Annotated in this window: 7 protein-coding genes; 4 read left to right on the top strand and 3 right to left on the bottom strand. The window is 71.8% G+C overall.

The features are described 5' to 3' along the window. A partial coding sequence (locus tag AC1DU6_RS21635) for a hypothetical protein (RefSeq protein ID WP_477859512.1) occupies nucleotides 1-192 on the top strand: 192 nt, incomplete at its 5' end. Between the two features lie 76 nt (nucleotides 193-268). On the opposite strand, the gene AC1DU6_RS21640 is transcribed toward AC1DU6_RS21635, so the two are convergent. Together AC1DU6_RS21640 and AC1DU6_RS21645 are read right to left on the bottom strand one after the other, a co-directional pair. Continuing rightward, nucleotides 269-508, bottom strand: coding sequence for a hypothetical protein (locus AC1DU6_RS21640; protein ID WP_457323539.1), 240 nt, complete (start codon nucleotides 506-508; stop codon nucleotides 269-271). Beyond that, nucleotides 505-1,443 (bottom strand): LysR family transcriptional regulator, encoded by a 939-nt coding sequence (locus AC1DU6_RS21645; protein ID WP_457323538.1) that lies wholly within the window; start codon nucleotides 1,441-1,443, stop codon nucleotides 505-507. Before AC1DU6_RS21645 ends, AC1DU6_RS21640 begins: the two co-directional genes overlap by 4 nt. Before the next feature lie 142 nt (nucleotides 1,444-1,585). On the opposite strand from AC1DU6_RS21645, the gene AC1DU6_RS21650 reads away from it, so the two are divergent. Genes AC1DU6_RS21650 through AC1DU6_RS21660 form a run of 3 tightly spaced genes read left to right on the top strand, consistent with a single transcriptional unit; the run spans nucleotide 1,586 to nucleotide 3,577 of the window. After that, nucleotides 1,586-2,470, top strand: coding sequence for an MBL fold metallo-hydrolase (locus AC1DU6_RS21650; RefSeq protein ID WP_477859514.1), 885 nt, complete (start codon nucleotides 1,586-1,588; stop codon nucleotides 2,468-2,470). Between the two features lie 5 nt (nucleotides 2,471-2,475). Next, nucleotides 2,476-3,171, top strand: coding sequence for a DsbA family protein (locus AC1DU6_RS21655; protein ID WP_477859516.1), 696 nt, complete (start codon nucleotides 2,476-2,478; stop codon nucleotides 3,169-3,171). A gap of 13 nt (nucleotides 3,172-3,184) precedes the next feature. Continuing rightward, nucleotides 3,185-3,577, top strand: a complete 393-nt coding sequence (locus tag AC1DU6_RS21660; protein ID WP_457352996.1) for a nuclear transport factor 2 family protein — start codon at nucleotides 3,185-3,187, stop codon at nucleotides 3,575-3,577. A 16-nt stretch (nucleotides 3,578-3,593) separates the two neighbouring features. Here the strand turns inward: AC1DU6_RS21660 and AC1DU6_RS21665 are convergent. Beyond that, the coding region (locus AC1DU6_RS21665; protein WP_477859517.1) for a hypothetical protein at nucleotides 3,594-4,290 on the bottom strand (697 nt) is incomplete at its 5' end.

Genomic DNA, 4,290 nt, shown 5'->3' on the forward strand with positions numbered 1-4,290 from the left:
AAGCCGGAGGGGCGAACCGCGGTCGTGCTGGACGATGTCAGCGATGCCAGCTTCCATGCCGTCAATCTGCGGCGCGGGCAGGGCGGGGCGGCGCTGTTCGCGCTGCGCGGGGTCAGCGAATTCTCGGCCAGGGATGTGCGCGGCATGCCGGACCGCGAGGTCCCGGGGCGTGTGGATGCGCTGACATTTTGAGGGGCTCGCGGCCGGCCAGCGCCTGACCCTGCACCTGAGCGGCCGCCAGGCCGGCCTGCGCGCGCTGTCGCGCCAGTTAAAGACGCAGCTGCCGCTCCAACGCGTCCAGCTCCTCGGCCAGCCCGAGGCGGCGGCGCCAGTCTCGGCCGGCCTTGCCGTACCAGTACTCGGCGTCCTCCAGGTCGCCCTCCTGCACATGCACCAGGGCATGCAGCCAGGCGGCCTCGGGCGAATCGTGGCGCTGCACCTCGTCGTGCGCCTGCACCCATTGGCCGGCGCGCAGCAGCGCCAGCACGTCGAGCAAGGGCTGGTTCATGCAGTCTCCTCGTGCGCAGCCGCAGGGGCGGCGTTCAGTTCACGGTCCCAGGGCTCGCCTGCGAAGCGTGCCGCCAGGAAGTCCACCAGCAGCCGCAGCGCCAGCGGCTGGTGCTGGCGCGACAGGTAGATGGCATGGATGCCCAGCACCTCGGGCTGGTGGTCGGGCAGCAGGGGCAGCAGCCGGCCGGCGCGCAGATCATCGCCCAGGTAGTAGGTGGGCAGCATGCCGACGCCGGCCCCGGCCAGCACGGCGCGGCGCAGCACGGCGGTCTCGTTGGTGTGCAGGCTCCACTCCACCGGCACGGTGATCAGTTCGGCGCTGCGCATGAAGCGGTACTGCTTGCCGATGCCGAAGGCGTGGGCCACGCAGCGGTGCTGGCGCAGCTCGTCGGCGGTGCGCGGCGTGCCGTGCTGCTGCAGATAGGCCGGCGAGGCGCACAGCACCGAGCGGCACACGGCCAGCGGGCGGGCGATCATGGCCGGGTCCAGCGTGTTGGTGATGCGCACGGCCAGGTCGACCCGCTCGGCCACCAGGTCGGCCGCCTTGTCGGCCACCGACAGCATCACCTCCACCTGGCGGTACTGGCGCTGGAAATCCACCACCGCGGCCGTCAGCTGGGCTTCGGCCAGCGAACCCGGCGTCGTCACCCGCAGCAGGCCGGCCGGCTCGCGGCTGCGCTCGGCGGCCAGGTGCTGGGTCTCCAGCGCCAGGTCCAGCATCTGGCGGCAGGCGGGCAGCACGGCGCTGCCGGCATCCGTCAGGCTGACGCGGCGTGTCGTGCGGTGCAGCAGCCGGGCGCCGAACCAGTCCTCGGCCGCCGCCAGATAGCGGCTGACCATGGCGGTGGACATCTCCAGCTGATCGGCCGCCTGGGTCAGGCTGGCGCGGTCGGCCACCTCGACAAAGACGCGCATGGCGGTCAGGCGATCCATGATCTCTTTCTTTGATTGCGACGAAAAACGAAATAAATAGTCAACCGAATCGGTCTTTATCAACCATACCGCAAAACCTAGAGTTCGCCCCACACCCCGCCGACACCTCGGCACGGCCACCAGACCCCCACCGGAGATGCTCATGTTCCCTCTCAGCCAACTCGCCCGCCGCCTGCTGCCCACCCTGGCCCTGGGCATGGTTGCCACGGGCAGCGCCCTGGCCCAGGCCCCGCTGGCCGTCAAGGTCTACAACGCCGACGGCAACAGCTTCCACGTCAACGCCGTCGTCATCAGCGGCAAGACCGAGGCCCTGGTCATCGACAGCGGCTTCACCCGTGCCGATGCGCTGCGCGTGGCCGCCAACGTGCTGGACAGCGGCAAGACGCTCAAGACCATCTTCATCAGCAACGCCGACCCGGACTACTACTTCGGTGCCGAGACACTCAAGACCGTCTTCCCCCAGGCCCGCGTGGTGACCACGCCCGCCGTGCGCGAGAAGATCCAGGCCAAGCTGGCCGGCAAGCTGGCTTTCTGGTCGCCCAAGATGGGCGCCAACGCGCCCCAGCAGCCGATCGTGCCCGAGGCCCTGCAGGGCACGACCCTGACCGTCGACGGTGAGACCATCGAGGTGCGCGGCACCACCGGCGCGCTGGCCCACCGGCCCTATGTGTGGATCCCGTCCATCAAGACCGTGGCCGGCAACATCGCCATCTTCGGCAACTTGCACGTCTGGACGGCCGACACCCAGAAGCCCGCCGAACGCCAGGCCTGGCTGGCCCAGCTTGACGAGATCGAGGCCCTTCAGCCCGTCACCGTCGTGCCCGGCCACATGGCCGCCGGCACCGCGCTCGACACCAGCGCCATCCGCTACACCCGCGACTACCTGCGCCGCTTCGACGCCGAGGCCGCCAAGGCCAAGACCGGCGCCGACCTCATCGCCGCCATGAAGCAGGCGTATCCCCAGGCCGGTCTGGGCATGGCCCYGGACATCGGCGCCAAGGTCAACAAGGGCGAAATGGCCTGGTGAGCACCATGACGAGCCCTGTCCTCCACTACATCTACGACCCCCTGTGCGGCTGGTGCTGGGGCGCCGCGCCCCTGGTGCGCGCGGCCCGCGGCCTGCTGCCGGTGCGCCTGCATGCCGGCGGCATGATGACCGGCCCGCAACGCCAGCCCGTCACGCCCGAGCTGCGCGCCTACGTRCTGGCGCATGACCAGCGCATTGCCCAAGCCACCGGCCAGCCCTTCGGCGACGCCTACCGCGACGGCCTGCTGTGCGACCCACAGGCGGTGTTCGACTCCGAGCCGCCCACCGCCGCCATCCTCGCCGCCGAAGCCCTTGCCGGCCGTGGCGCGGACATGCTGGCCGAGCTGCAGGCCGCCCATTACGTGCAGGGCCGCCGCATTGCCGAGCCGGCCGTGCTGATCGAGCTGGCCGGCACCATCGGCCTGCCAAGGGCGGAATTCGCGACCGAGCTGGGCCGCCAGAGCCTGGGCCCGGTGYAGGCCCACATCGAGCAGACGCGCAGCTTCATGGCGCAGACGGGCGCGCGCGGATTCCCGAGCTTTGTGCTGGAGACCCAAGCCGGCCTCAGCCGCGTGGACGCCACGGCCCACCTGGGGCGGCCTCAGGACTTCGCGGCCGCCTTGCAGGGCATGCTCGGCCAGGCGCCGGCGCAGCCCGGCGACGCAGCCGCGTTCTGCAGCATCGATGGCTGTGCCTCGTGAGCCGGAGGCAGGCGTGAAGAGCAATCTGCAAATCATCAGCGACCACTACGCCGCCTCGGCGCGCGGCGACGTCCTGGCCATGATGGCCGACATGGCTCCCGACGTGGCCTGGACGGAGATGGCCGGCTTCCCCTGCGCGGGCACCTGGATCGGCCCCGCGGCTGTCGTCAGCAACGTCTTCGCGGTGCTGGGCCGTGACTGGGACGACTATCGCTTCACGCTGGAGCAGCTCATCGACGGCGGCGAGCAGCTGGTCGCCCTGGGCCACTACAGCGGCCGCCACCGCGCCACGGGCAAGGACCTGCATGCGCGGGTGGCTCACGTGTGGCGGCTGAAGACGGGGCGGGTGGTGGCCTTCGAGCAGTTCACCGACACCTTGCTGGTGGCCAGGGCGATGACGGCCTGAGCCACCGCCGCCGGCGTCACACCGGCGTGGCGGCGACCCGCAGCAGCGGCGCCTCGCGGCCGACCGGGTCGACCAGCACCAGCGCCAGCTGCAAGGCCGGCACCGGCGGCACGGCAGGCACGGCACGCTCGATGACGAGGTCCAGCGCACCGCTGTCCAGCGGCACCGCGGCAGCCTCGGGCGCCCAGTCGCCGTCATCCAGCTTCAGATGCACCTGCACCCTGAAGCCGCCCACCGCGCGTGGGTGGGCCACCGGGCCGCCGCGGATCGCCAGCGTCAGCCGCCACGTGCCGGCTGCGGCCCCGGCGCCTACCGTTGCCGTCACGCTGCCGTCCGGCAACGCCGGGATATCCGCCGGCACGAACATGGCCATCGCGGGCGCGGACGCGCTGCTGAACGCGCCTGGCGCGTCCAGGCGCTGCGCCGGCTGCAGCGGCTCGACGGCGCCGGCGGGTAGCGGGATCTCGGCCACGCCGGGCGGCAGGCGGCGCTCGGGCGGCATGCGCAGCTCGGCCCAGTAGTGGTAGCGCACGTAGGCGCTCAAGCCCTCGGGCGTTGGCGAGTCGTCCACCTCGGCGACGAACTCCCCGCCGTCGCGCCGCAGCACGCCGCGGCCGATCTCGCGGGCGTAGAGCGCCTCGGGCACGCCGCCGCTGGCGCGCCGCAGCCGGTACTCGGGCGGCCGCGCGTCCGCGGCCGGTGGTTCGTCGAAC

The organism is Roseateles sp. P5_B10 (assembly GCF_056400485.1).

What these genes read in the sequence shown, in the direction of transcription:
- AC1DU6_RS21640 (WP_457323539.1), bottom strand. Translation starts at nt 508, where the DNA reads ATGAACCAGCCCTTGCTCGACGTGCTGGCGCTGCTGCGCGCCGGCCAA.
- AC1DU6_RS21645 (WP_457323538.1), bottom strand. Translation starts at nt 1,443, where the DNA reads ATGGATCGCCTGACCGCCATGCGCGTCTTTGTCGAGGTGGCCGACCGC.